This window comes from Candidatus Pelagibacter sp. PS_37 (assembly GCF_059417825.1).
Genome location: NZ_CM182067.1, coordinates 1,125,141 through 1,149,022, shown reverse-complemented (window position 1 = coordinate 1,149,022; position 23,882 = coordinate 1,125,141). Strand labels below are relative to the sequence as shown.

The window sequence follows — 23,882 nt, the reverse complement described above, 5'->3', positions numbered from 1 at the left end:
TTATAAGGTAAATTAAATTAATATGATGACAGTTCCAAAATTTAAAAAATTCAAAATAGAGGCTTATAAACCAGGTAAGTCAAATATAGCAAAAATACGAAATATTATAAAATTATCAGCAAATGAGTCAGCTCTTGGTGTAAGCCCGAGAGTAAAGAAAATTTTACAGAATAAAGAATTGTTAATATCGAAGTATCCAGATGGTAAAGCAAAAAAATTAAGAAAAGAAATTTCAAAGAAATTTAAGTGTGATTTTGAGAGAATAATTTGTGGTGCAGGGTCAGATGAAATTATTCAAATGATTTGTCAGTTATACTTAAAACCCTCTGATGAAGTGATTGTTCCTCAATATAGCTTTTTAATGTACAGGATATATGCACAAATAGTGGGGGCAAAAGTTGTTTTTTCTAAGGAAAAAAATTTTAAAGTTTCGATAAATGAAATTATTAAGAAAGTAACAAGAAAAACCAAGCTAGTATTTATTGCTAATCCAAATAACCCAACAGGAACATACTTAACTAGAGCAGAATTAATAGACTTAAGAAAGAAATTAAATAAAAACATTTTACTAGTTTTAGATGATGCGTATTTTGAATATATGAAAAATAAAGATTATAAATCTGGTTTAGATTTATTTAAAAATAAAGATAATGTTGTTGTGATAAGAACTTTTTCAAAAATATATGGACTGGCCTCCTTAAGAGTTGGCTGGGGTCATGGGCCAAAAAAAATTATATCTGCAATGAACTTAATTAGACCGCCATTTAATGTAAATCAAGTTGCACAGATGGCAGCAATAGAAGCTTTAAAAGATAGAAAATTTGTTAATAATTCTGTGAAACACAATATTAGAGAAGCAAATAAAGTTAGAAATGTTTTACAAAAACTAAAAATTTTCTCAAATGAAGTAACCGCTAATTTTTTACTATTAAATTTTGATAGATGTAAATTTTCAGCTAATTATATTTTTAACAAACTGCAGTCAAAAGGAATTATATTAAGATCTACAGAGGATGGGTATAATATTAAAAACAAATTAAGACTAACAATTGGATCAACAAAAGAGAATATGAGATTCATAACAACAATTAAGGCTATCTTTAATTGATTATGAAAAATATTTTAATTATAGGCTGTGGTTTAATTGGTTCTTCATTATTAAGAGCAATTTCTGAAAAAAAAATAGCTAAAAAAATATTTGTCTATGAAAAATCAAAATCAAATATTTTAAAAATCAAAAAATTAAAATTACCATGTGAAATTACAAATGATTTAAAGCAAATTATCCCAAACTTAGATTTGATAATATTTTGTACTCCTCTAGGAGAATATGAAAAAATAATTTTAAAGATAAACAGATATTTATTACCCAAAACTATTATTACAGATGTTGGATCATCTAAAGAAAAGTCTATAGACTTAATTAAAAGAAAATTAAAAAAAGGAATTTTTTGGACATCCAGTCACCCTATTGCAGGCTCAGAAGTTAGTGGCCCAGAAAATGGAGTAAAAAATTTATTCTTTAATAAATGGTGCATATTAATAAAAGAAAAAAATACTAACAAAAAACATCTTCTGATACTTACCAAGTTTTGGAAAAAAATTGGTTCAAAAGTTGCAATTATGGACTCAAAAAAACATGATACAGTTTTTTCTATGACTAGTCATTTGCCTCATTTAATTGCATATAATTTGGTTAAAACAGCTACAGACTTTGAAAAACAACAAAAGTATGAATTAATAAAATTTAGTGCTGGTGGTTTGAGAGATTTTTCAAGAATTGCTGCATCTAATGAAATTATGTGGAGAGATATTTTTTTTAATAATCAAAAAAATATTTCAAAAGTTATTGATCTGTTTATTAAAAATTTACGTTCATTTAAAAGAGATATTCAATTTAAAAATAATAAATCTATTATTAAAAAATTAGTTAATACTAAGAAGGTTAGGAAAAAAATAATTAAGTTAAAACAAGATATTAATAAGCCAGATTTTGGAAGAAATTAGTATTTTATAGGGGATATTTTTTTTACTGTTAATTTTGCTGTTCTTTCAATTCTATTTATTGTCTCTTTTATATTCATAATCAAAACTTTCTTTTCAGGACCATATGCATGAATTAACTTTTGAGCGTTAATACAAACAGCAACATGACCTTTCCAAAAAATAATATCACCTTTTTTAAAAACTTTACTTCTATTTTTTTTTGCTGAATATTTTATTTGGTCTTTTGTGTCTCGTGGATAAAATTTATTATTATAGTAAAAAAATAATTGTAAAATAGCAGAGCAGTCTATACCTCTATAAGTTTTACCACCCCATAGATATTTAATTTTTAAAAACATTTTTAATACTTTTAAATAATCTTTTTCAATATGATTAATTTTTTTTATATTAACTTTTTTAATCCATTTATTTTTTTCAAACTCTATGAATTTTTTATTTTCATGAATCATTGAAATTCTTGATGCAAAGGGTAAAAAATTTTTTGTTTTATTTTTTTGTTTATTATAAATATTTGCTTTTAGAGTAAATATTTTATGGGTTGGTTGGTGATCTTTTGTGTAATCTTTATTTTTTATGTATCCAGTATAATTATCGAATAAAGCCTTTATTTTTATCCAACTTTTGTTCTTAGATATAATTTTAAATTTTTCTCCATACAAAATTTGAGAGGTAACCTCAGAAAATGCATTGGGCTTTTTATGGATATTTGATAATGGTTTTTTATAAAAATAATTATCTTTCATGAAGTTTTAATTTATCTTTTATAAGCCACAAACAAATCAAAGAAGGTATCACCATGATGGCTGTAATAATAAAAAATACTCCCCAATCTCCATTAAGCCAATCTACTAATGCTCCAGATGATGATGCAAGTGTAGTTCTGCCTGCAGTTCCAATTGATGCAAGTAACGCGTATTGGGTTGCAGTATATGTTCGGTCTACTAGTAATGAAATAAATGCTACAAATGCAACTGTTGCAAATGCTGCTGCTATATCATCAAATATGACAGCTACTGCGAATAACAACTCAGATTTATCACTCCACGCTAAGACTGTGAATAATAAGTTAGTTGCAGCCATTAATATTCCTGCAACAAACATTGCTTTTAAAACACCAGATCTAATTACAAAAAGTCCACCCAGCAATGTAAACATAACTGTAGTAATCCAACCTAAAGTTTTAGAATAAATTGCAATATCACCTTTAGAGAAGCCTATTTCTTTATAAAAAACTATCGACATACGTCCAAGAAAGGCCTCACCAATCTTAAATAAAAAAATAAAACTTAAAATTCCAACAGCAATTGTAAAACCATTTTTCCTAAAAAAGCTTATTATAGGGCCACCTAATGTGCTGCTTATCCATGTTATAAAATTAGTTATAATATTTTTTGATCCAAGTTTACTTTCTATAAGTTTATCAGTTTCTTTTTGTTTTTTTTGTCTGTCAGTATAAAGAGGCTCATGGACAAACATCAAACCTATATTCATTAAAATTACTACAACTCCTAAAATTAAAAATGTAATTTGCCAGTAATTTGTAACACCCATATTCTCTAAATATTCTGCTGTAAATAAAGCTATTACACCACCTAATTTGTATCCACTCCACCAGCCAACAACAGCCATAGCAGCGCCAGCGGCCATTGATTTACTTTCGTGTTCGCCTATTTGTTCAATTCTTAAAGCATCAACTGTAATATCTTGTGTGGCTGATGCTATAGCAATAATTAAACCAACTGTAATTAGTAGCGCAAGGTTTTCGGTAGGATTAATGAAACTCCAAGTAACAAGACAAGCTAAAATTGCAATTTGCATTAAAACTATCCAGCCTCTTCTATGACCAAGTTTTTTTGTTAGGTAGGGTATTTGAAATCTATCAATAAGGGGGGCCCATAAATAATTAAAAGCATAAACAGCAAATATTAGTCCTGCCCAACCAATTGTTGATCTGCTTAAGCCCTCTTCTTTGAGCCATAGACTTAAACTGCTCCCAATTAAAACCCAGGGAAAACCAGAAATTGCACCTAATAATAATATTCTAAGCATTCTCTTATCAAAGTAGACAGCAAAAGTTTCTGATAAGGATTGTTTTTTAATTTCAATCATAGTTAATTTCTCCAAAATGATGGAAGAAACAATACAAGTATAGCAAATAATTCCAACCTACCCAATATCATTCCGAGACTTAAAATCCATTTAGATATTTCTGGTAAGCTTGAAAAATTGCCATTAGGGCCAATTGTAGAGCCCAATCCTGGACCAACATTTGAGATAGAAGTTGCGGCACCAGAAATTGAAGTAACAAAATCTAGACCACTTAAGGATAAAAATGCAGTTATTAAAAAAAATATAACCAAATAAAGAAAGATAAAAGAAATGATGGAAGCCATAAATTTATCATCAACATTATTTTTATCATATTTTATTATGAATATGCCTTTTGGATAAATAATCTTTTTTAATTGATTAATAATAAAAAGGTATAAAATTTGAATTCTAAAAATTTTAATTCCACATGTGGTAGAACCAGCACAACCACCAATGAACATTAAAGTTAGAAAGAAAATGAGTGGAAAATTACCCCATCCATCAAATTCTCCAGTAACATATCCCGTTCCACTTAATATAGAGATAACATTAAAACAAATAGTCCTAATATTTATTTGAGAAAAATCTTTGTTGTGAAAAAGTAAATAAATAAAAAGTATAATAATTGAAAAAATAATAATTTTTAAAAACGATTTTATTTGAACATCAGAGATAAGAATTTTTCTGTCTCCATTTAAAAATTTTATATAAGTAATAAAAGGTAAACTCCCTAATATGATGAAAACCATGGATGATATTTCGATAGGTAGACTATTAAAATATCCAATAGATTCGTTATAATTTGAAAAGCCACCAGTTGCTATCGTGGTCATTGAATGAGTTAAGCTATCAAAAATATTCATACCAAAAATTTTATATGTAGAAGCACAAAGCACGGTTAGACCTAAATAAACGTAAATTAGTCTAAGTGAAATTTCTTTTGATTTTGGTAATAGTTTTTCAGAAGAATCATTACTTGAAATTTTAAACAATTGCATTCCACCAACATTCATTATTGGCATTAAGGTTATTGCCATTACAATAATACCAATTCCACCTAACCATTGAAGCATTGCTCGCCACAAAAGTATCGATCTTGGAGCACTCTCTAAGTTGGAGATAATTGTCGACCCTGTCGTGGTGATTCCAGACATACTTTCAAAGAAAGAGTCAGTAATTGAAAGTTCAAGAGTAGAAAAAATAAAAGGTAAAGAACCAAATATTGCAATACTTAACCAAGAAAGAGCAGTTAATAAGAACGCTTGTTGTAGATTTAATTTTTTATCATGATTTAAATTTGTTAAAAAAAATAAAACACCAAATATTATAGAAATTATAGAGCCTCCAATAAAAGAGGAGTCAATTTCTGAATATATAAACTGAGCTATAATTGGAATCATCATGGAAATTCCAAGAATAATTTGCAAAACACCCAAGGTAAAAAAAACAGTTTTATAATTAGACATTTTGAAAGAACATTATTTTATGGTAAATAAATTTCAACTCTATAAGAATTAATAAAAACACCAAATATAAGATATTTGTTATTAAACAAAGTGATTGAAAAAGATAATTTAGATAAAACTAACGCATGGCCCTTTGTTGAGGCTAAAAAATTACTGCGTGAAAGAAAGTCCTTTATTGATAAAAAAGGTAAAATAATTTTACAAACTGGTTATGGTCCAAGTGGGCTGCCCCATATAGGTACATTTGGTGAAGTTGCAAGAACATCGATGATGGTTAATGCTTTAAAACAACTTACAGATATACCAACGGAAATCATAACTTTCTCTGATGACATGGATGGCTTTAGAAAAGTTCCAGAAAACGTTCCAAATCAAGAGCTCTTAAATAACAATCTTCATAAGCCTTTAACTCAAGTGCCAGATCCATTTGAAAAATTTTCAAGTTTTGGTGAACACAATAATGAAATGTTAAAAGATTTTTTAAATAAATTTAATTTTGAATATAATTTTCAAAGCTCTTCGGTTCTTTATAAGGGTGGTTTTTTTAATCCCACATTACAGATAATCCTAGAAAATTATCAAGGTATTATGGATATAATTCTTCCAACACTAGGGAAAGAAAGACAAAAAACTTACAGTCCATTTTTACCAATTTGTCCAGACACTGGTAAGGTTTTAGAAATTCCAGTTTTAGAAATACTAAAAAAAAAATCCAAAATTATATTTGATAATAATGGAAAAAAACTTGAGGCAAGTATCTTAGATGGAAATTGCAAATTACAATGGAAAGTAGATTGGGCAATGAGATGGTACGCTCTTGATATAGATTTTGAAATGTATGGAAAAGATCTAATTGAAAGTGCAATATTATCATCAAAAATAATCAAGTTAATTGGAAAAACAAACCCATCTGGGTTTGCTTATGAGCTTTTTTTAGATGAAAAAGGAGAAAAAATATCCAAATCAAAAGGAAATGGAATTACAATTGATCAGTGGCTGGAGTATGCATCACCCGAAAGTCTTTCATTGTATATGTATCAAAATCCCAAAAGAGCAAAAAAACTATATAAAGAAATAGTTCCTAAAACAGTCGATGAGTACTTGGACTTTATAGAAAAAGCTAAAACACAAAATGAGTTACAGCTATTAATGAATCCTGTTTGGCATGTGCATAATGGATTAATTCCTAAAGAAGATACTATTATGAGCTTTTCAATGCTTTTAAATTTAGTAGAAACGAGCAATGCAGACTCTAAGGAGTTACTTTGGAAGTTTGTAAAAAAATATAAAAAAAACCTTTTAGAAAAAGAACACCCAATTTTTGATAATCTTATAGGTTATGCGATTAAGTATTTTAATGACGTAATAAAATTACAAAAAAAATACAAAACTCCTGACGCAAATGAAAAAGTCGCATTAGAAGCACTGGTTAAGTCTCTTGATAGCTGCAATGATAAGATGTTGCCTGAGGATATTCAGACATTAATTTATTCAACAGGAAAAGAAAATGGTTACGCAGAAAACTTGCGGGATTGGTTTAAATTAATTTATGAGGTTGTTTTTGGAGATGAAAATGGACCAAGAATGGGATTTTTTATAAGTTTTTTTGGAGTAAACGAAACTAAAGAGTTAATTAAAGAAAAAATAAAATAATGTTTTCAAAATTCAGATCACTAATTTTCAAAATTGATCCTGAAACTGCTCATAATTTAGCAATTAAGTCTTTAAAACTAAACATATTACCAAACATAGCTGATCAAAATAAAGGAGATCCAATATTTAAAACTAATTTATTTGGTAAGAATATAGATAATCCAATAGGAATGGCTGCCGGGTTTGATAAAAATGCTGAAGTTTATAACCCACTGTTTAAACTTGGGTTTGGTTTTGTTGAAGTAGGAACGGTTACCCCACTTGAGCAATATGGAAATCCAAAGCCAAGAGTTTTTAGGTTGGTTGAAGATCAGGCTCTTATAAATAGGTTAGGTTTTAATAATTTAGGAGCAGAAAATATTAGCCATAGAATTAGATCTAATTCACATAAAGGTTTATTAGGAATCAACATAGGTCCCAATAAAGATAGTGAAGATAGATTAAATGATTATTTGATTGGACTTAGAAACTTTTATGATATCGCTGACTATATTACAGTTAATATTTCTTCGCCTAACACAGAAAATCTAAGAGCTTTTCATGATGAGACTAAATTTGATGAATTGTTGAATGCAATAGAAAAAGAAAAAGTTAAACTTAAATCAAAAATTCCAATTGTAGTAAAAATCTCTCCAGATATTTCAGATGAACAAATTGAACTAATAAGTAAAATTTTAATTAAACATAAAGTTAGTGCAATAATTGTTTCAAACACAACAGCTAAAAATAGAGAAAAATTGAATAATATTTTAAAGCATCAAAAGGGTGGGCTATCAGGCAAGCCACTAGAGGAAGAGGCCAATAAACTAATAAGTAAGTTTTATAAACTGCTTAAGGGCAAGATTGAAATTATAGGTGTAGGAGGTGTGGACTCGGGAGAAAGTGCTTATAAAAAGTTTCAGGCAGGAGCTAGCTATGTTCAGTTATATACAGGAATGGTTTTTCAAGGACCAAACATTGTAGGAAAGATAAAAAAAGAGCTTAAAGAAATATTAATTGACGAAGGTATTAAGAATTTTAAAGAAATAATAGGAAAGAAGCTGACTAATTGATCCTAATAAACTTGACGAGATCATGAACACATCTTATATAGTCACTAAATATTATGTCTAAAAAATGTGAATTAACTGGTAAAATTCCTATGAAAGGTCACAATGTTAGTCACGCTAACAATAAGACTAAAAGAAGATTTTTACCTAATTTAAAAAAAGCTAAATTTACAAGTGAACTTTTGAAAAGAAGCCTAACTTTAACTGTTAGTAATGCCGGGGTTAGAAGCGTTGATAAAAAAGGTACTTTTGATCAGTTTTTAAAGACTGTAAAAAATAAAAATATTTCGCCTAGACTAAAAAAATTAAAAAAAAGTATATTAATTAAATCACCTTTTATTAAAAAAGCACCAAAAGCATCTCCTAGTAAATCAGCTTAATGAAAAAGTTTTTTATACTACTCTCATTTATAATGGGAGTTGTTGTCTTAACTTCAAATTATTTAGTACAATTTCCAATCAATTATTATGGTTTAGAAGAAATATTAACTTATGGTGCTTTTAGCTATCCAGTTGCTTTTTTAATTACGGATCTGGCAAATAGATCTTATGGCAAGGTTGTAGCTAGAAAAATTGTTTATGTTGGTTTTATTATAGGGATTGTATTTACTCTTTTCTTTTCAACAAATTTTGCAGACTTAATTTCAGTTAGAATTGCTATAGGTTCAGGTATAGCATTTATGGTTGCACAGTTGTTAGATGTTCAAATTTTTGACTATTTAAGAAAAAAGAAATGGTTTGTTGCTCCATTAACTTCTTCGTTAATTGGGTCTACTGTTGACACATTTTTATTCTTCTCCATCTCATTTTATGCAACGGGAATACCATGGGTCACTTTATCTCTAGGTGATTTAGCTGTTAAAATATTTGTTGCTTTAGCAATGTTAATTCCATTTAGATTATTATTAGGAACTTTTAAAGCTTCAAAAGCTTAGTATAAAAATTTGTACGACAAGATTTTATAAGCAAGTTTAGCTACAAGAAAATTGTAAGAATTAAAACCTTTAATAGGTGAAAGCTCATTTATATCTGCACCAACAATATTAGAGTTTTTAGCAGCTATCCGTATGATATTTAAAGTTTCATCCCACAATAATCCACCTGGTTCAGGTGTGCCTGTTGCAGGCATTATGCTTGAATCTAAACCATCAACATCAAATGTTAAATAAACTGTTTTATTCTTTATCATTTTTTTAAATTTTTTTAGGTCCCATTTATTTTTGTCTTTTGCCCAAAAGATATCAATCCTAGATGAGTTTTTTTTTAAGAATGGTATTTCACTTTGAGATATATTTCTGATCCCAAATGAAATTATGGAAACATTTTTATGATCAAGACATCTCTTAATAGCTGAAGCATGTGAAAATTTTTCACCATTATAACTCTCTCTTAAATCTGCATGTGCATCAAAATGTAGTAAACATATATCTTTATATTTTTTTACAAATGGAGCAATACATCCAGGTGTTATTGAGTGCTCCCCACCAAAAGTGATTGGAAATAATTTTTTATCTAATATTTCTTGATTTATATCAGACATCTTTTTAAGAGCTTTTTTAATGTCTTTATCAATTTTAAATGGTTTTAAAGTTTTAATCCCAATTTTTTTATAGGGTTCACAATGTAACTCTTCATCATATAGCTCAACTTGATGAGATGCTTTGATGATTTCTTTAGGGCCATTACGAGTGCCACCACCATAACTTACAGTTTTTTCTAAACCAAATGGAACAACTACTACTTTCTCTTTAAAATTAACATCATTGTCAATTCCTAGAAAACCATTTTTATTAGAAAGATATTTCAATTTTATTTAAATATTTTTGAGAAGTTTTTTCTCGTTCTATTTTTCCAATCACCTTTATGATAAGCATCGCTTGCAATCAAAGGAAGGACACTAGTTGCTTCTGCAAAAACCATTTGTTCTTTAGCAATATCTACTTTACCCCATGAGCTTGCCTCTTTTAATGTAGAGCTGCTGCAAGCACCATCTCTAGAATCTGCTACTGTAATTTGAACTGCATACTTATGCATCTCAACCTCTTTTCCTAAAAGTTCAGCACAGATAACAGTATCTTGAACAAAGTTTTTAGGTACTCCTCCACCAATCATAAATAAGCCAGATCCTTTTGATTGAATCTTTATTTCAGTTAATTCACGAAGCTCTCTAATAGAATCTATCGTAATATGCTTTTTAGGATTATTTTCTTGATGAGTGACCAATCCAAAACCGGCACTTGAGTCTGTAAATGCAGGACAAAAAATGGGAACATTATTGTCATATGCAGTTTCAATTAAAGAGTCTTTTTTTTTAGAATTTTTCTTTAAATATTTTCCCATTTCATAAATAAATTCTCTTGATGTGTAACTTCTAGGATCAAGTGTATCTGCTATTTCACATATTTTTTGATCACATTCCTGTAATTCATCTTCATCAATATATGTATCGTAAATTCTATCTATATAATTTTTTCTTAATTCAGTGTCATCTTGAAATTGTGAACCTTGATAATGTTTAAAACCTAAAGCTTCAAAAAAATCCATATCTACTATTGAAGCTCCTGTAGCAATAATTGCGTCAACCATATTATATTTAACTAAATCTTTATAAATATTCATACATCCCGCAGCAGAAGTGGAACCAGCAAGTGTTAAAAAAATTGTACAATCCTTATCTTGAATCATTTCATTAAAAATGTTGGCTGCATTTGCTGTTTCTCTTGAAACAAAAGACATTTTTTCCATTGAGGAAATTATCTTTCTTGCATCAAACGATGTAATATCTATGTGTTCAACTGGATTTTGTAAGAAGCTTTTTTTGCTATTATGAGTTAAATTTTTGTTTTCTGGCATTAGGCAACTAGTATAGCCTTATTGCTGTCTTTACCATACATGGTCATTATCGGCTCATCTTCTACTTCATAAATTTCATTAGAATAAAAACCATTAAATTGAGTTCTAAAAGTTAGACCGTAGGCTCCAAGCTGACCTAGTTCAATATAATCATTTTCTTTAATATTATTTGGAAGTAAAAATGGTCCTTTCATGTAATCCATGCTATCGCAGGTGGGGCCATAAAAATCAAAAGCAGTTAATTTTTTTGATATTATCTTGCTAGATTTAATTAAACGAGATGGGTAAACCATATTTGGTGTACCAGCATCAAAAAGAGTTCCGTATGTTCCATCATTTATATAAAGTTTTTGTTTTTTTCTAAGATTTACTCTGACAATTGTAGAACCACTTTCTGCAACTATTGCTCTTCCAGGCTCACATAATAATTCTGGAAGTTTTTCTAGTTCTAAATTAGTTAAACTTTTTTTTATTTCTTCAAAATAATTTTCTAAAGGTTGAGGTACTAAATCAGGATAGATTGCAGGAAATCCACCACCAATGTTTATGTAATCAGGAATAATTTTTGTTTTTTTTATTATGTTTCCAATCTCTCCAATTCCTTTTGCATAAGAAATTGGGTGCATACATTGAGAACCAACGTGAAAACTTAAGCCGATTTTTTTTGCATATTGTTTCGTTAGTCTTAATAAACCAGTAGCTTCAGAGGTTAAAACACCAAATTTTTTAGATAGATCTATTTCAGCATGTTCATTTGAAACAGCAACCCTTACAAATAGTTCAAGATCTTTTGCTTGATTGGTTGCTTCAATAATTTTTATTAATTCATCTTTAGTATCTAAAGAAAAAGCTTTAATATTGTAGTTAAAGTAAGCTTCCTTAATACTTTCTCTACTCTTAACAGTATGCATATATGAGCATTTTGCATCAGGGGAGATAGCTCTTATGTCTTTAATCTCTTGAATTGAAGCTACATCAAAGTTTTCAATTCCACTTTCTACTATTGTTTTTAAAACCTCAGGATGTGAGTTAGTTTTAACAGCATATAGAACTTTACCAGGAAATTTATTCCTAAAATAAGTAGAAGCAGACTGTATAGATTTTTTTCTAATACAATAAATAGGCTTTTCTGGTTTTAGTTGATTTATAAGCTCATCAACTGTTTTAAATTTTTGCATTTTATATGTCCCCAAAAAAAATTTAATAAAAAAAAGTTCTTAAATACTTAAAAACTTTCATATAAATCATGCAATTAAGGCAATACTTAATTAATGTAAAGCAAATAATGGGTGTTGAAATTATCAGATAAGGCACCATATTAATAATATGGTTGAAGCAGCTAATTTAAAAAAATTAAGTGATTTTGATAATAAATCCTTATTAATCGTTGATGATGACAATCCTTTTAGAGATAGGCTTGCAAGAGCCATGGAAAAAAAGGGATTTGAGGTTTTTCAAGCTGAGGGTGTACAAAAAGGAATACTATCTGTTAAAGAAAAAAAACCAGCTTTTGCAGTTGTCGACCTAAGACTAGCTGATGGAAATGGACTTGAAGTAGTAAAGCAAATTCAAATTTCTAATCCAAGCAGTAGAATTATAATGTTAACTGGATATGGAAATATTCCAACGGCTGTTGCTGCGATTAAAGAAGGTGCAATTGATTACTTAGCAAAGCCAGCAGACGCAGATGATGTTGAGAAAGCATTACTAGCCGATCCAGAGAAAAAAGCTGAACCACCAGAAAACCCTATGTCAGCTGATAGAGTTAAGTGGGAACATATTCATAGAGTTTTTGAATTATGCAATAGAAATGTATCTGAGACTGCTAGAAGACTTAAAATGCACAGAAGAACGTTACAAAGAATTTTATCTAAAAGATCCCCTAGATAAATTTTCTAAATTTGATAATTTTTTTAGCCAATATAGCCAATAAGCAAATTTTAAATAATTCAGCTAATAAAAATGGTGTCACTCCTAATTGAAGAATTGGTTTATCCCATCCAATTAAAGTTCCCAACCAAATAGCTCCAAATACATAGATTACAGAAACAGAAAATATTAATTTTCCAAAAATTATAAAAATATTTTTATTAAGATTTAAATAGCCTGCAAAAAAAGAAGCAAATAAAAATCCAATTAAATATCCCATTGTTGGACCAGTAAAATAAACTATTCCAATACCTTTTTCTGGTGAGTTAGAAAATACAGGCATACCTAGAATACCCTCCAGAAGATAAACAGCTACAGATGCCAGGCCAATTTTATACCCGAAAGCAATTCCTAAAAAAAGAACTACAAATGTTTGCATTGTCATAGGCACAGGATAAAATGGTATTTTTAATTTAGCTGAAATAGTTAAAGCCATTGTTCCTATAAAAATTAGAATAAATGTTTTTAATACTTTTTGAATTGTATTTGTTTTTAATAGATCCATATCCACAAATTACTATTTATTAATGTGATAATCTAGTTTTTTATTAATCTTAAAAAAACATCCTCTAAATCACCGTCGTCAGTTGAAATATCTATAATTTTGACGTTATTTTTCTTAATTAAATTAATTAATTCTTCCATATTAATTTTACTTTTTTCATAAGAAACACAAACTTCATTATCTAAGTGTGAAACTATTTTTAAAGATTCTAGATCATCATCGTTAATATTTATCTTTATATCAGTTTTAAAGGTTACTTTTTTGGTTTGAATTCTATCTAATAAATTCTTAGTGCTGTCTAGGGCAACAATATTTCCTTTATTTAATATAGCTATTCTTCCACACATTTCCTCAGCCTCCTCGAGGTAATGAGTTGTTAAAATGATTGTTACACCAAGTTCATTTAATAATTTTACATTTTTCCATAAATTTTGTCTTAATTCCACATCAACACCAGCAGTAGGTTCATCTAGAATAACTATTGGTGGCTGATGAACTAAAGCTTTAGCCATTAACAATCTTCTTTTCATTCCACCAGATAAACTTCTAGCATAGCTGTTAGCTTGTTTTTCTAAGGACACTAATTTTAGAATTGTATCTGTAATTCTATCTTTTTCTTTAATTCCATAAAGACCAGCCTGTAATTCTAATAATTTTCTTGGGCTAAAAAATGGATCAAGATTTACTTCTTGAGGAACTATTCCAACCGAAGCTCTAACTTGTCTTGGGTTTTTATCTAAGTCAAAACCCCAGACACTTACTTGTCCTGCTGTTTTAACCACTGTTCCAGCTAAAATATTTATAAATGTTGTTTTCCCAGCACCATTAGGACCAAGAAGGCCAAAAATTTCTCCCTCTTTCACGTCTAAGTTTAAATCGTTTAAAGCAAGGTTGTCCCCATCTTGTTTGTCTGAATAAATTTTTTTTAAATTTTTAACAGAAAGTATATTTTTTTGCTCCATGCGTGGTAATACATTTATAGTATTTAAAATATTTAAGATAATATTATTTAATGGATAAAATTAAAAAAACAGATCATTTTTATTTAATAGATGGTTCAGGTTACATTTTTAGAGCTTATTATGCATTACCACCCCTAACTAGAAAAAGTGACGGTCTTCCAGTAGGTGCAGTTAGTGGATTTTGCAGTATGCTATTTAAACTATTAGAGGATTCAAAATCAAATGAAAATCTTCAAAAACCAACACACTTTGCTGTAATATTTGATGCTGCTAGAAAAACTTTTAGAAATGAAATTTATTCAGACTATAAAGCTAATAGATCAGAAGCCCCAGATGATTTAGCACCACAGTTTGAATACATAAGAAAGTCTGTAGTTGCTTTTAATTTACCATCTGTAGATCTTCCAAATTATGAAGCAGATGATTTAATAGCCACTTATGTAGAACAAATTTTGGCAAAGGGGGCAAAGGTGACAATAGTCTCTTCAGATAAAGACTTAATGCAATTGTATAGAAAAGACGTTCGTATATTTGATCCTATGAAAAATAAATTTATAACACCTGAAGATATAGTAACTAAATTTGGAGTGGGCCCAGAAAAAGTTATTGATGTTCAATCCTTAGCTGGAGACAGTAGTGATAATGTTCCGGGAGTACCTGGGATAGGTGTAAAAACTGCAGCAGAACTGATTAATAAGTATGGAACCCTAGAAAAATTATTAGATAATGCTCAAGAAATAAAACAAAATAAACGAAGAGAAACACTTATAGAGAACAAAGATAAAGCGATAATTAGCAAAAAATTAGTGACACTAATGAAAGATGCTCCAGTTGAAAGAAAGTTAGAGGAATTTCATCTAAAGAAGATTGATAAAGATAAACTATATAAATTTTTAAGAGAAATGGAGTTTAATAGACTTCTTAGTTCTGTCATTTCTGCATACGGAGAACCACTGTTAGAAGAGACAGCAAAAGAGACAAAGCCTGAAAAAAAACATCAAAATATAAGTAAAAAAAATTATCATCTAATTACAAATGAAAAAGAAATAGATGAGTGGATTAACGAAGCAGAAGAAGCTGGAGAGCTAGCAATTGATACAGAGACTAGTTCTTTAGATGCACATCAGACTGATTTAGTGGGAATTTCATTAAGCACTAAAATTGGCAAGGCTTGTTATATTCCAATCGGTCATAAGTTTAAAGGATGTTTAAAAAAAGAAACTGTAATTAAAAAACTCAAACCACTTTTAGAAGACAAGAGTGTAAAAAAAATTGGTCAAAATATTAAGTTTGATTTTATTGTCTTGTATAAACATGGAATAAATATGAATTCAATGGAGGATACAATGCTGATGTCTTATGTATTAGATGCTGGAAAAAATAGACATAATATGGATACCTTGTCTGAGATTCATCTACAGCATAAAACAATTTCATTTAAAGAAATTGTTGGTACAGGTAAAAAAGAAATAAACTTTAGTGATGTAGAGCTAGATAAGGCAATGGAGTATGCTGCTGAAGATGCTGATATTACTTACAGATTATACAAAATATTTAGTAAAAATTTAAAATTAGAGAAATTAACTAATATTTATGAAATCTTTGAAAAACCTTTAATTAAGATACTAGCATTTATGGAAATTGAAGGAATTAAAATTGATAATAAATTTTTAAAGGTTTTGTCTGAAAAATTTGAAAAAAAAATAAGTAAACTAGAAAAAGAAGTTTTTAAAATTTCAAAAAAAGAATTTAATATTGCATCACCAAAACAATTAGGTGAAATTATTTATAATGATTTGAAAATTGCTGTACTTAAAAAAACTAGAAAAGGTAGTTTTGCCACAAATGCAAGTGTGTTAGAAGACTTAGCATTTAAAGGACATGAATTTCCAAAATTAATTCTAGATTGGAGACAAGTGTCCAAGCTTAAAAACACTTACTCAGATGCTTTACCTGAACACATTAATCCAAATACTAAACGAGTTCACACATCATTTTTATTGGCAGCAACAACAACAGGAAGATTGGCATCCAGTGATCCAAACCTACAAAATATTCCTATTAAATCAGAGGATGGTAAAGATATAAGAAAAGCTTTTATAGCAGAAAAGGGCTTCACATTAATATCTGCAGATTATAATCAGATTGAAATGAGAATTTTAGCTGATTTGGCAGAGGTTAAAGAGCTGAAAAAAGCGTTTAGTAACAATGAAGATATTCACTCTCTTACAGCAAGCCAGGTATTTAATGTTGATATTAAAAAAGTAGACCAAGACATGAGAAGGAAGGCTAAGGCTATTAATTTTGGAATAATTTATGGTATTTCACAATATGGACTTGCAAAACAAATCAACGTTTCAAATCATGAAGCAGATGAATTTTTAAATGCCTATTTCTTAAAATTTCCTGAAATAAAAATTTATATGGATAATACAATTAAGTTTTGCAGAAAAAGTGGATATGTAACCAATATTTTTGGTCGAAGATCTCACTTTAATGGAATTAATGATAAAAATTTCAATGTGAGAAATTTTCAAGAAAGAGCAGCTATTAATGCTCCTATTCAAGGATCAGCATCAGAAATCATGCGACTTGCAATGATTAGACTTAATAAAAAATTTGAAAGCATTAAAAATAATAAATCAAAAATATTATTACAAATTCATGATGAATTAATTTTTGAGGTTCCAGTAAAAGAAGTCAAAAATATAACTGAAATAATCAAGGATGAAATGACGAGTGTTACAGAAAGTGATTTACACACTTTTTCAACACCATTGACGGTAGACGTGAATACAGGGGACAATTGGGGAATACTTCATTAATTTATCTCCATTGCCTAAATTAGAACAATTTAGTATTTTTAAAGTAGAATATGCAAACTCAAACAATAGCTCTTATTGATGATGATAGAAATATACTCACAAGTATAAGTATAGCTCTTGAAAAAGAAGGCTTTAAAGTTCAAACTTATATTGATGGAGAAAGTGCTTTAATTGGGTTAACTAGAAATCCACCAGATCTTGCTGTTATAGATATAAAGATGCCAAAAATGGATGGTGAAGAGCTTTTAAAAAAGTTAAGAAAAAAAACTTCCTTGCCTGTAATTTTTTTAACTTCAAAAGATGATGAAATAGATGAATTATTAGGCTTAAAATTGGGTGCAGATGATTTTATAAAAAAGTCAGGAGGTTTTTCCATTAAAGTTTTAATAGAAAGAATAAGGGTTCAACTTAGAAAAAAAGATATTAACAACAATCTTGAAGACACAAAAAATATTATTTCGCATGGGAAGCTAAAACTTGACCCTTCACAACTTGAATGTGAATGGGATAACAAGCAACTACCAGATAAACTAACTACTACAGAATTTTTAATAGTTAAAGAATTAGCAAAGAGACCAGGAATAATAAAAGAAAGAGCTCAGCTTATGGACATTGCTTATCGAGAAGATACTGATATTGAAGATAGAACTATTGATAGTCATGTTAAAAGAATTAGAAAAAAATTTAAAAAAGTTGATCCTGATTTTACAGCTATAGAAACAAGATATGGCAGTGGATACAGATGGAACGTTAGTTAATGTTCAGTAATTTTCTAAAAAGTTTATCTATATTAAAAAAATTTTTATTCATTAATTTGGTTATTTTTTTAATTATAGGAATTTTAACAGCACTTTACATTAGCAATGCAAAACCTAACTTAATAAAAAATAAAACCTCCAAACATATTCAAATAATTAACAATACAATTGAGCATATTTTAAGGTTAAATATAAAATTTGAGGAAGAAGATATTAGAAAATTTTTATTTTCAACAAGATTTTTATTTCAAAACTTAGATAGAGTTATCTTATTTGATAATCAATTTAATTTAGTAGGTGATACTGATACGCTAGATTTAGACCCGAGATCCTTTTCTAGTAGACTAGATATAGTTGAGCTAGAAATATTAGACGAAGAAAAAAGCAAAAAAATTGTTGAAACAAAAAACATAAATAAAGAAAAAACCGTTTCATTCAAAGATGTTCTTACTAATTATTCGTGGTCAAAAGACTATGGAAAGCCCTTTACTTTTATACAGGAAGGCTATGATCAATTTTTACTAACAACAGTTAAAAACATTACACTAAATGGAGTTAATATTGGATACCTAGCAATTTCAGAAAATGCTAATGATGTAAAATCTGCTATTGATGAAAGAAAAACATTTATTCTAAGAACAGCAATATTTATAATTATAGTAATATTTATATTCTCTTTTGTTTTAAATAGATATTTTCTAAAACCTATAAAGAACTTAGTAGCATATACAAAAATTATAAAAGAAAAGAGCAAAAAAAAAACAAATATTAATGAACTTAAAAGTAGAAATGACGAGCTAGGAACTTTGTCAAATTCTTTAGATGATATGACAAGTGAACTTCAAAAAAGAATTTCACATGCAGAAAATTTTTCAACTGATCTTGTTCATGAGATAAGAAACCCCTTAACATCATTAAAAAGTGCTTCAGAAATATTGAATGAGACTGATGATCAATCTCAAAGAAGTAAATTAATTAGTATTCTCAATCATGATGTCCAAAGAATTGAAAGATTGATCACTGATTATTCTCAAATACTAAAAGATGAGGTTGCATTAAGTAAAGAAAAAATGAAAAAAATTAATCTCAAATTAATTGCAAGATCTGTAGTAGATGATTTTAATAATATTTATGAAGCAAAAAGAGGAATTAAAATAATGTTAAATGATCAAGATGATCAAGAAGAATATTTTATTAATGGAATAGAAAATAGAATTGAACAAATTATTGCAAATTTATTAGATAATTCAATTTCATTTAGTGATGATAACAAAAAAATCTTAGTTGAAATTTATAAAGGAGATAAGGATAAAATTATTTTTAAAGTTATTGATGAAGGTAAAGGATTTAAGGAAACAGATACAAAAAAAATATTTAATAGATTTTATAGTAATAGACCTGATACCTTTGGAGAGCATTCTGGTTTAGGCTTAAATATAGTAAAAAACCTTGTTGAACTCCATAGTGCTACCATTAATGCCTCAAACAATGTAACGCAAGAAGGTGCAAATGTTGAGATTGTCTTCCCTAAAGTTTAATCATAAGTTGATTAATTAAATTTTTATTATATAAAACTGAGCAATGGATGATTTTAAAGTCAAAGATATATCATTAGCAGACTTTGGAAGAAAAGAAATTTCAATAGCTGAAAGTGAAATGCCTGGTCTAATGGCATTAAGAGAAGAATACTCAGGAAAAGCACCCTTAAAAGGAGCAAGAATATTGGGATGTCTTCATATGACAATTCAAACAGCAGTTTTAATTGAAACTTTAGTAGAGCTTGGAGCAGAGGTTAGATGGTCTTCTTGTAATATTTTTTCAACACAAGATCATGCTGCAGCAGCAATAGCTAAAGCAGGAATACCAGTTTTTGCTTGGAAAGGTGAAACTGAAGAGGAAGCTGTATGGTGCATCAGACAAACAATAGAAGGTAAAAAAGACTGGAAAGCAAATATGCTCTTAGATGATGGTGGTGATTTAACTGCAATGATGCACAGTGATTACAAAGATTTGTTAAAGGAAGTAAAAGGTGTTTCAGAAGAAACAACGACTGGAATTAAAGCATTAAACAAAATGGAAAAAGATGGAACATTAATGATTCCAGCAATTAATGTTAATGACTCAGTTACAAAATCAAAATTTGATAACCTATATGGTTGTAGAGAAAGTTTAGTAGATGGAATTAGAAGAGCCACAGATGTAATGATGTCTGGTAAAGTTGCAATTGTAGCAGGCTTTGGGGATGTTGGAAAAGGTAGTGCTGCATCTTTAAGACAAAGTGGTGCTCGAGTAATGGTTACAGAAGCGGATCCAATTTGTGCACTCCAAGCAGCAATGGAAGGCTATGAAGTAGTTTTAATGGATGAAGCTATAAGTAAGGCAGATATTGTTGTTACTGCTACAGGTAATATAGATATTGTTACTGCAGATCATATGAGAAATATGAAAGATAGAGCAATCCTTTGTAATATTGGACACTTCGATAATGAGATTCAAGTAGAAGCCTTAAAAAATTATAAATGGACAGAAGTAAAACCAGAAGTTGATGAAATAGAATTAGTTGATGGAAAGAGAATTATTCTTTTAGCCAAAGGTAGATTGGTAAATTTAGGTTGTGCAACAGGGCATCCAAGTTTTGTAATGAGTGCATCATTTACAAATCAAGTAATGGCTCAAATTGAACTTTGGCATAATCATAAAAATTATGAAAATAAAGTTTATGTATTACCAAAATCATTAGATGAAAAAGTGGCAATGCTTCACTTAAAAAAAGTAGGTGCTAAACTTACGAAACTATCAAAAGACCAAGCTGACTATATAAGTGTTGAAACAGAAGGTCCATTCAAACCAGATGCTTATCGCTACTAATAGCGAAAAAATAGATATCTCCCTAGAAGATAAAACATCTGAGCTAGCTAAAAGTTTTTCAAGAACACTACAAAAAGGAGATGTAGCTTATTTTCATGGAGAAATAGGTGTTGGCAAAACCACATTTATAAGACACCTCATTAATAATCTTCAACAATTAAATAAAATCAATTTAACTGAAGTTACTAGTCCTACCTTTAATTTGGTAAATGAATATGATGTTGGAAATTTTATAATACAGCATTACGATTTGTACAGGTTGACTGACTATAGTGAGATAAAAAACATTGGTTTATTTGAAAATAGAGAAGAAGTTGTGACATTAATTGAATGGCCTGAGAAAATAAAAGAAACTATTGATTCCAAAATTGATTTACATTTTGAATACAATGATGATTTAAGTAAAAGATATTTAACAATTAAGGGAGTTAAAAATAAATAATAGATGTTACAAACTAATAATAAATTAAAAAAAATTAAAGGTGACGCATCATTTAGATCTTTTTATAGAAAGTCATTATTAAAAAAAAAATCAATCATAGTTTTTGCTTCTAAGGAAAAAGAGAAAAATTTGCTAATATATGATGCAATAAATAGTCTCCTAATTAAAAATAAAGTTTTAGCACCTAAACTTTATAGCGAAAATTATAAAAAAAATTATATAGAAATTGAAGATTTTGGAGACGACTCAGTTTTTAGTTTATTAAAAAAAAATAAAAACCAAAAAGAAACTCTCTATAAAAAATCTATTGATTTACTTGGAGTGATTCAAAAAATTAAACAAAATAGATCTAAAAACTTTAAAGGTAAAACTTACAAAATACCTATTTATGATAATGTTAAATTATTCAATGAGGCAAATTTATTTTGTGAATGGTATGCAAAAAAATTTATAAAAAAAAATAAACTAACCAAGTTTAAAATTGATATTAAAAAACAAATTAGGTTTTTATTAACACTCCTTCAATCAAAAGAAAAAGTTTTAGTTCATAGAGATTTTCATGCATCGAATTTAATGAAGTACAAAAATAAAATAGGAGTTATTGACTCGCAGGATGCTTTAATTGGAAACAGGGCTTATGATTTAGCTTCCCTAATTGATGATGTTAGATTTAGAACAGATGAAATATTTAAAAATAAAATTTATCGTTATTATCTAAAACTAAATAAAAAAAGAGTTAACAAGTCTACGTTATTAAGTGATTTTGAAATATTATCCATTTTAAGAAATATGAAAATTATTGGAATATTCACAAGATTGGCAATGAGAGATAAGAAAAAGCAATATTTGAAATTAATTCCCTATGCTTGGAAGTTAATTGAATTAAGAATTTCGAACAATAAAAAATTTTCTGAGCTGAAAAGCTTATTAGAGCTTAATTTTTCCAAAAAAATAAGAAATCAGAAATGAAGATTAAAACTGCATTAATTTTATGTGCTGGATATGGTAAACGCTTAAACCCAATAACACTGACAACCCCGAAACCTCTACTAAAGATAAACGAAATAACTTTATTAGAAAATTGTATTAATTTAATACATTCTTTGGGAATTGATAAGATTTTAATTAACACATTTTACCTAAGTGAAAAAATTGAACAATTTCTTAAAAATAAGAAATTTAATTTAGAAATTAAAATAATAAATGATGGCTCAAATATTTTAGATACGGGAGGTGGAATTTTAAATTTAATAAATTCATCTGATGAAACAGATTTTATGATATTTAATCCAGACACCGTATGGAATGAGAATTATAAAAAATATATTAATGATATGGAGAAATTTTATTTTTTAAATAAAGTTAAAAATATACTTTTATTAGCTAATGAAAACTTGAGTTTTGACAAAAATTTGAAGGGTGATTTTAATCTTAAAAAAAATATTATAAAAAATGATGAACTTAATCACTTAATTTATACAGGGTGCCAAATCTTAAATAAGAGTTTATTTGATTCTTATGAGGTAGGTAATTTTTCCATTTCAAATATTTGGAATAAATTAATTGATAAAGACGATTTATATGGTTTTGAGAGTTTTGAAGACTTTAGACATTTAACAGATCTCAATATTTACAAAAAATTATTAAAAAACTAACAAGTCCTTAGCTCTATCTTGATCTAGGTAAGAGCATTCTTTAATATTTTGCTTTGAATCTAAATCTATCAAAAGTGGATTGCCTGTTGGTATTTCGAGTAATGTTATCCTTTGATTGTCTAATTTAAATAAAAATTTGCATAACGCCCTTATAGAATTTCCATGAGCTGAAATTAAAATATTTTTATCATTTTTTAGTTTCATTTGAATTTCATCAATATAAAATTTTATTACTCTTTCGTAGGTATCTTTAAGGGACTCGGTGTCAGGAATATTTTCTTTTGGAATGCTTTTATAAACCTCTATATTTAACGGGTGATATGGATTGTTTCTACTTAATGGATCTGGTTTAATATCCCAAGATCTTCTAAAAGCATGTATTTTATCTTCACCGAGCTTATCTTTCATTTCATCTTTATTTAGCCCAGTTAAAGCTCCATAATGTCTTTCATTTAATTGCCAGGCTTTAACTGGTTCTCTTTTGTCTCTTAATGTGTCCTGAATAAATTTTAGTGTATTGATAGCCCTTAACTGAAATGATGAATAAAAATAATCAATATCAATTTTAGTTTTCTTAATATACTCTCCAGCCTTGCAGGCCTCTAATTTACCTTGCCCTGTAAGGTCAACATCTACCCAGCCTGTAAATCTTTTCTCAAGATTCCATTCACTTTGACCATGTCTTACTAAAATTAAATGAGTCATTTGATATATTCTGATAACTGATAAAATAAATAAAATAAATAAAATAAATAAAATAAATAAAATAAATAAGATTATTATGAATAAATTAAAAAACTTTTTTAGAATTGGGTTTTAT

Annotated in this window: 23 protein-coding genes; 14 read left to right on the top strand and 9 right to left on the bottom strand. The window is 28.3% G+C overall.

Annotation, left to right across the window (positions count from 1 at the left end; all coding sequences use genetic code 11):
• The first annotated feature begins 25 nt into the window (after nt 1–25).
• Nucleotides 26–1,108 carry a histidinol-phosphate transaminase gene (gene hisC / locus AC5SL9_RS06060; protein WP_494573973.1) on the top strand — a complete coding sequence of 361 codons (1,083 nt, stop codon included), beginning with the start codon at nt 26–28 and terminating at the stop codon, nt 1,106–1,108.
• Between the two features lie 2 nt (nt 1,109–1,110).
• Nucleotides 1,111–2,007 (top strand): prephenate dehydrogenase, encoded by an 897-nt coding sequence (locus AC5SL9_RS06055; protein WP_494573972.1) that lies wholly within the window; start codon nt 1,111–1,113, stop codon nt 2,005–2,007.
• Here AC5SL9_RS06055 and AC5SL9_RS06050 read toward each other — a convergent pair.
• From AC5SL9_RS06050 to AC5SL9_RS06040, 3 genes are read right to left on the bottom strand one after another with little or no spacing between them, the layout of a single operon-like run.
• Nucleotides 2,004–2,750 (bottom strand): C40 family peptidase, encoded by a 747-nt coding sequence (locus AC5SL9_RS06050; protein ID WP_494573971.1) that lies wholly within the window; start codon nt 2,748–2,750, stop codon nt 2,004–2,006. The two genes, AC5SL9_RS06055 and AC5SL9_RS06050, sit on opposite strands and share 4 nt — an antisense overlap.
• Nucleotides 2,740–4,116, bottom strand: a complete 1,377-nt coding sequence (locus tag AC5SL9_RS06045) for an AmpG family muropeptide MFS transporter (protein WP_271564183.1) — start codon at nt 4,114–4,116, stop codon at nt 2,740–2,742. Before AC5SL9_RS06045 ends, AC5SL9_RS06050 begins: the two co-directional genes overlap by 11 nt.
• A gap of 2 nt (nt 4,117–4,118) precedes the next feature.
• The gene (locus tag AC5SL9_RS06040; RefSeq protein ID WP_494573970.1) at nt 4,119–5,564 is read right to left on the bottom strand and encodes a TrkH family potassium uptake protein; all 1,446 of its coding nucleotides are present in this window, start codon (nt 5,562–5,564) and stop codon (nt 4,119–4,121) included.
• Between the two features lie 90 nt (nt 5,565–5,654).
• Between AC5SL9_RS06040 and AC5SL9_RS06035 the strand changes: the two genes are divergently transcribed.
• The 4 genes from AC5SL9_RS06035 to AC5SL9_RS06020 are packed head-to-tail and all read left to right on the top strand — an operon-like array spanning nt 5,655 to nt 9,200.
• The gene (locus tag AC5SL9_RS06035) at nt 5,655–7,217 is read left to right on the top strand and encodes a lysine--tRNA ligase (protein ID WP_494573969.1); all 1,563 of its coding nucleotides are present in this window, start codon (nt 5,655–5,657) and stop codon (nt 7,215–7,217) included.
• The gene (locus tag AC5SL9_RS06030) at nt 7,217–8,269 is read left to right on the top strand and encodes a quinone-dependent dihydroorotate dehydrogenase (RefSeq protein ID WP_006997701.1); all 1,053 of its coding nucleotides are present in this window, start codon (nt 7,217–7,219) and stop codon (nt 8,267–8,269) included. Before AC5SL9_RS06035 ends, AC5SL9_RS06030 begins: the two co-directional genes overlap by 1 nt.
• Before the next feature lie 53 nt (nt 8,270–8,322).
• Nucleotides 8,323–8,646, top strand: coding sequence for a 50S ribosomal protein L28 (gene rpmB / locus AC5SL9_RS06025; RefSeq protein ID WP_006997702.1), 324 nt, complete (start codon nt 8,323–8,325; stop codon nt 8,644–8,646).
• Nucleotides 8,646–9,200: a queuosine precursor transporter gene (locus AC5SL9_RS06020; protein WP_018413597.1), complete on the top strand. Its 555-nt coding sequence runs from the start codon at nt 8,646–8,648 to the stop codon at nt 9,198–9,200. Before rpmB ends, AC5SL9_RS06020 begins: the two co-directional genes overlap by 1 nt.
• Here AC5SL9_RS06020 and speB read toward each other — a convergent pair.
• Genes speB through AC5SL9_RS06005 form a run of 3 tightly spaced genes read right to left on the bottom strand, consistent with a single transcriptional unit; the run spans nt 9,197 to nt 12,296 of the window.
• On the bottom strand, nt 9,197–10,072 hold the full coding sequence (gene speB / locus AC5SL9_RS06015) for an agmatinase (protein WP_271616154.1): 876 nt from the start codon (nt 10,070–10,072) through the stop codon (nt 9,197–9,199). The two genes, AC5SL9_RS06020 and speB, sit on opposite strands and share 4 nt — an antisense overlap.
• Nucleotides 10,073–10,074: 2 nt before the next feature.
• Nucleotides 10,075–11,118 carry a 1,9-bis(guanidino)-5-aza-nonane synthase gene (locus AC5SL9_RS06010; RefSeq protein WP_494573968.1) on the bottom strand — a complete coding sequence of 348 codons (1,044 nt, stop codon included), beginning with the start codon at nt 11,116–11,118 and terminating at the stop codon, nt 10,075–10,077.
• On the bottom strand, nt 11,118–12,296 hold the full coding sequence (locus tag AC5SL9_RS06005) for a type III PLP-dependent enzyme (RefSeq protein ID WP_271564180.1): 1,179 nt from the start codon (nt 12,294–12,296) through the stop codon (nt 11,118–11,120). Before AC5SL9_RS06005 ends, AC5SL9_RS06010 begins: the two co-directional genes overlap by 1 nt.
• 148 nt (nt 12,297–12,444) lie before the next feature.
• On the opposite strand from AC5SL9_RS06005, the gene AC5SL9_RS06000 reads away from it, so the two are divergent.
• Nucleotides 12,445–13,008, top strand: a complete 564-nt coding sequence (locus AC5SL9_RS06000; RefSeq protein WP_006997707.1) for an ActR/PrrA/RegA family redox response regulator transcription factor — start codon at nt 12,445–12,447, stop codon at nt 13,006–13,008.
• On the opposite strand, the gene AC5SL9_RS05995 is transcribed toward AC5SL9_RS06000, so the two are convergent.
• Both AC5SL9_RS05995 and AC5SL9_RS05990 read right to left on the bottom strand, forming a co-directional pair.
• Entirely contained in the window at nt 13,001–13,552 is a 552-nt protein-coding gene (locus tag AC5SL9_RS05995) for a biotin transporter BioY (protein ID WP_018413593.1), read from the bottom strand. The genes AC5SL9_RS06000 and AC5SL9_RS05995 overlap by 8 nt on opposite strands.
• A gap of 32 nt (nt 13,553–13,584) precedes the next feature.
• The gene (locus AC5SL9_RS05990; protein WP_494573967.1) at nt 13,585–14,514 is read right to left on the bottom strand and encodes an ABC transporter ATP-binding protein; all 930 of its coding nucleotides are present in this window, start codon (nt 14,512–14,514) and stop codon (nt 13,585–13,587) included.
• Between the two features lie 50 nt (nt 14,515–14,564).
• Here AC5SL9_RS05990 and polA point away from each other — a divergent pair, with 50 nt between their 5' ends.
• Genes polA through AC5SL9_RS05955 form a run of 7 tightly spaced genes read left to right on the top strand, consistent with a single transcriptional unit; the run spans nt 14,565 to nt 23,062 of the window.
• Nucleotides 14,565–17,339 carry a DNA polymerase I gene (gene polA, locus AC5SL9_RS05985; RefSeq protein WP_494573966.1) on the top strand — a complete coding sequence of 925 codons (2,775 nt, stop codon included), beginning with the start codon at nt 14,565–14,567 and terminating at the stop codon, nt 17,337–17,339.
• A 50-nt stretch (nt 17,340–17,389) separates the two neighbouring features.
• Nucleotides 17,390–18,097, top strand: a complete 708-nt coding sequence (locus AC5SL9_RS05980; protein WP_006997711.1) for a response regulator transcription factor — start codon at nt 17,390–17,392, stop codon at nt 18,095–18,097.
• Nucleotides 18,097–19,635, top strand: coding sequence for a sensor histidine kinase (locus AC5SL9_RS05975; protein WP_006997712.1), 1,539 nt, complete (start codon nt 18,097–18,099; stop codon nt 19,633–19,635). Before AC5SL9_RS05980 ends, AC5SL9_RS05975 begins: the two co-directional genes overlap by 1 nt.
• A gap of 43 nt (nt 19,636–19,678) precedes the next feature.
• On the top strand, nt 19,679–20,965 hold the full coding sequence (gene ahcY, locus AC5SL9_RS05970; RefSeq protein WP_006997713.1) for an adenosylhomocysteinase: 1,287 nt from the start codon (nt 19,679–19,681) through the stop codon (nt 20,963–20,965).
• A complete protein-coding gene (locus tag AC5SL9_RS05965; RefSeq protein WP_006997714.1) occupies nt 20,949–21,407 on the top strand; it encodes a bifunctional tRNA (adenosine(37)-N6)-threonylcarbamoyltransferase complex ATPase subunit type 1 TsaE/phosphotransferase in 459 nt (152 codons plus the stop codon). Before ahcY ends, AC5SL9_RS05965 begins: the two co-directional genes overlap by 17 nt.
• A 3-nt stretch (nt 21,408–21,410) precedes the next feature.
• Nucleotides 21,411–22,376 carry an aminoglycoside phosphotransferase family protein gene (locus AC5SL9_RS05960; RefSeq protein ID WP_494573965.1) on the top strand — a complete coding sequence of 322 codons (966 nt, stop codon included), beginning with the start codon at nt 21,411–21,413 and terminating at the stop codon, nt 22,374–22,376.
• Nucleotides 22,373–23,062 carry a sugar phosphate nucleotidyltransferase gene (locus AC5SL9_RS05955; protein ID WP_494573964.1) on the top strand — a complete coding sequence of 230 codons (690 nt, stop codon included), beginning with the start codon at nt 22,373–22,375 and terminating at the stop codon, nt 23,060–23,062. Before AC5SL9_RS05960 ends, AC5SL9_RS05955 begins: the two co-directional genes overlap by 4 nt.
• On the opposite strand, the gene AC5SL9_RS05950 is transcribed toward AC5SL9_RS05955, so the two are convergent.
• On the bottom strand, nt 23,051–23,767 hold the full coding sequence (locus AC5SL9_RS05950) for a 2,3-bisphosphoglycerate-dependent phosphoglycerate mutase (RefSeq protein WP_494573963.1): 717 nt from the start codon (nt 23,765–23,767) through the stop codon (nt 23,051–23,053). The two genes, AC5SL9_RS05955 and AC5SL9_RS05950, sit on opposite strands and share 12 nt — an antisense overlap.
• Nucleotides 23,768–23,882 lie beyond the last annotated feature (115 nt).

Excerpts from the sequence above, each read along its gene's own strand:
- AC5SL9_RS06050 (WP_494573971.1), bottom strand. The coding sequence starts at position 2,750 with ATGAAAGATAATTATTTTTATAAAAAACCATTATCAAATATCCATAAA.
- AC5SL9_RS05950 (WP_494573963.1), bottom strand. The coding sequence starts at position 23,767 with ATGACTCATTTAATTTTAGTAAGACATGGTCAAAGTGAATGGAATCTT.
- AC5SL9_RS05955 (WP_494573964.1), top strand. The coding sequence starts at position 22,373 with ATGAAGATTAAAACTGCATTAATTTTATGTGCTGGATATGGTAAACGC.
- AC5SL9_RS05965 (WP_006997714.1), top strand. The coding sequence starts at position 20,949 with ATGCTTATCGCTACTAATAGCGAAAAAATAGATATCTCCCTAGAAGAT.
- AC5SL9_RS05960 (WP_494573965.1), top strand. The coding sequence starts at position 21,411 with ATGTTACAAACTAATAATAAATTAAAAAAAATTAAAGGTGACGCATCA.
- AC5SL9_RS05995 (WP_018413593.1), bottom strand. The coding sequence starts at position 13,552 with ATGGATCTATTAAAAACAAATACAATTCAAAAAGTATTAAAAACATTT.
- AC5SL9_RS06005 (WP_271564180.1), bottom strand. The coding sequence starts at position 12,296 with ATGCAAAAATTTAAAACAGTTGATGAGCTTATAAATCAACTAAAACCA.
- AC5SL9_RS05990 (WP_494573967.1), bottom strand. The coding sequence starts at position 14,514 with ATGGAGCAAAAAAATATACTTTCTGTTAAAAATTTAAAAAAAATTTAT.
- AC5SL9_RS06020 (WP_018413597.1), top strand. The coding sequence starts at position 8,646 with ATGAAAAAGTTTTTTATACTACTCTCATTTATAATGGGAGTTGTTGTC.
- AC5SL9_RS06000 (WP_006997707.1), top strand. The coding sequence starts at position 12,445 with ATGGTTGAAGCAGCTAATTTAAAAAAATTAAGTGATTTTGATAATAAA.
- AC5SL9_RS05980 (WP_006997711.1), top strand. The coding sequence starts at position 17,390 with ATGCAAACTCAAACAATAGCTCTTATTGATGATGATAGAAATATACTC.
- rpmB (WP_006997702.1), top strand. The coding sequence starts at position 8,323 with ATGTCTAAAAAATGTGAATTAACTGGTAAAATTCCTATGAAAGGTCAC.
- ahcY (WP_006997713.1), top strand. The coding sequence starts at position 19,679 with ATGGATGATTTTAAAGTCAAAGATATATCATTAGCAGACTTTGGAAGA.
- polA (WP_494573966.1), top strand. The coding sequence starts at position 14,565 with ATGGATAAAATTAAAAAAACAGATCATTTTTATTTAATAGATGGTTCA.
- AC5SL9_RS05975 (WP_006997712.1), top strand. The coding sequence starts at position 18,097 with ATGTTCAGTAATTTTCTAAAAAGTTTATCTATATTAAAAAAATTTTTA.
- AC5SL9_RS06010 (WP_494573968.1), bottom strand. The coding sequence starts at position 11,118 with ATGCCAGAAAACAAAAATTTAACTCATAATAGCAAAAAAAGCTTCTTA.
- AC5SL9_RS06045 (WP_271564183.1), bottom strand. The coding sequence starts at position 4,116 with ATGATTGAAATTAAAAAACAATCCTTATCAGAAACTTTTGCTGTCTAC.
- AC5SL9_RS06055 (WP_494573972.1), top strand. The coding sequence starts at position 1,111 with ATGAAAAATATTTTAATTATAGGCTGTGGTTTAATTGGTTCTTCATTA.
- hisC (WP_494573973.1), top strand. The coding sequence starts at position 26 with ATGACAGTTCCAAAATTTAAAAAATTCAAAATAGAGGCTTATAAACCA.
- AC5SL9_RS06040 (WP_494573970.1), bottom strand. The coding sequence starts at position 5,564 with ATGTCTAATTATAAAACTGTTTTTTTTACCTTGGGTGTTTTGCAAATT.
- AC5SL9_RS06030 (WP_006997701.1), top strand. The coding sequence starts at position 7,217 with ATGTTTTCAAAATTCAGATCACTAATTTTCAAAATTGATCCTGAAACT.